Here is a 1,475-nt window from a genome sequence, read left to right as displayed (position 1 = left end):
GAGTTAAAGGATTTATTTGAGATAACGATTAGAGTAAGGTATTTAAAAGAAAATAATAACATAATTTCTGAAAGACTTGAAGTCTTGATGAATTACAATGATTTTGATATTAATTGGAAGAATTTAATAGCTGAAAATTTAAATTCAATCGGTAGACGGCATGAAGCAATTCAGTATTTAGAGGGATATGTTAATAAATCAATAGTTAGTGAATCACTTCGTTTTTTTATAATACTTCTACACGAACAACTTTCTGATAAAAACTGTCAAGAGAAAGGTAGATATACCGAAGTATTGGATTTGCTGAAATTTTGGCGATTGAATTCTAAATACCCAGACATAAGATTGCTCGAAAATGAACATAATCTCTATAATGAAATTAATGATTTAAAAAATCTTGAGGAAATTGATGAATATTTATACCGTAAGTTTCCTGATAATGAACAGTATATTCTTCTTTATTTGAACGTTCTTGAAAGAACCAAAAATAAAGAAAGAATTAAGGAAGTGTCAGATAAAATTCATTGGAAAATAGAAGATGAACGATTTGGCGTGACTTTAGCCACAGTTCTTATGCGTAATAACGTAAATATAAAAATGGGATTTGATATTTTGTATCAACTTGCCTCAAATCCGAATAATATCATAGCACGTAAAAATTATTTTGCTAGTTCAGTATTTTTAAAACAGCAGGATTTTTTTATAGGATTTGATGAAGTAGAAATAGGATCCTGGGTTATTTATTTAGTTTCTGATAAGAAAGTTTATTTGAAAATTGAGCGTGAAATTGGCTTGCAAAAAGAGTTTATTGGACGAAAAGTTGGAGAATCATTCACTTCAGTAACTAGTATGTCGGGAAAAATAATTTCAATTCAAATAGTGGAGATTATTAATGATGCATTGTATTTATTAAGAATGATTCAAGAAGAAGCTAGTAATCCCGTAAATGAACTAGGATTTGAATCGCTTCAAATGCCAACAGATTTAAAAGATTTTGAAATCTTTTTAAAATCACATTTTGGAGATATTGGAACTAAAGAAAAAGAAATTAAAGAAAAAGCGTTAGATGATTATTTTAATTATCGCATCGGTTTTTCAGAAGTCTCAAGAATTGTTTTTCGTGAAAATTATATTGACACATATTTACATCTCACGAGTTTCGTAGGGAATAGCTTTACGACAATCCCATCAGGTTTGACCAAACAAATTCTTCTTGATAATGAAAAAATCACTTACGCACTAGACTTTAGCACGCTAATTCTGTTTTATTTATTAGAAAAAGAACTTGGTTTTGAATTTAAACATAAATATTCAGTTTCATATTTATTAATGAATGAAATAAACAGAGAAATTATTGAGTTGACAAATTCACCATCTTCTCAAATGACTATTCAGATTACAAATCAGTTTATTAGGAAGTATGATACTCCGGAAGATTATAATCAGAAAAGAATTAAATTTTTACAATTATTACT

The 1,475-nt window shown here is 27.9% G+C and carries 1 protein-coding gene; it reads left to right on the top strand.

Going from position 1 to position 1,475, the window contains the following annotated elements:
• Positions 1 to 1,475, top strand: a 1,475-nt coding sequence (locus FPG59_RS16805) for a hypothetical protein (RefSeq protein ID WP_176330780.1), incomplete at both ends; no start/stop codon positions are given.

It is taken from the genome of Flavobacterium sp. FPG59, from assembly GCF_002150205.1.
GTDB lineage: Bacteria > Bacteroidota > Bacteroidia > Flavobacteriales > Flavobacteriaceae > Flavobacterium.
This window is presented reverse-complemented; position numbering and strand designations above follow the sequence as displayed.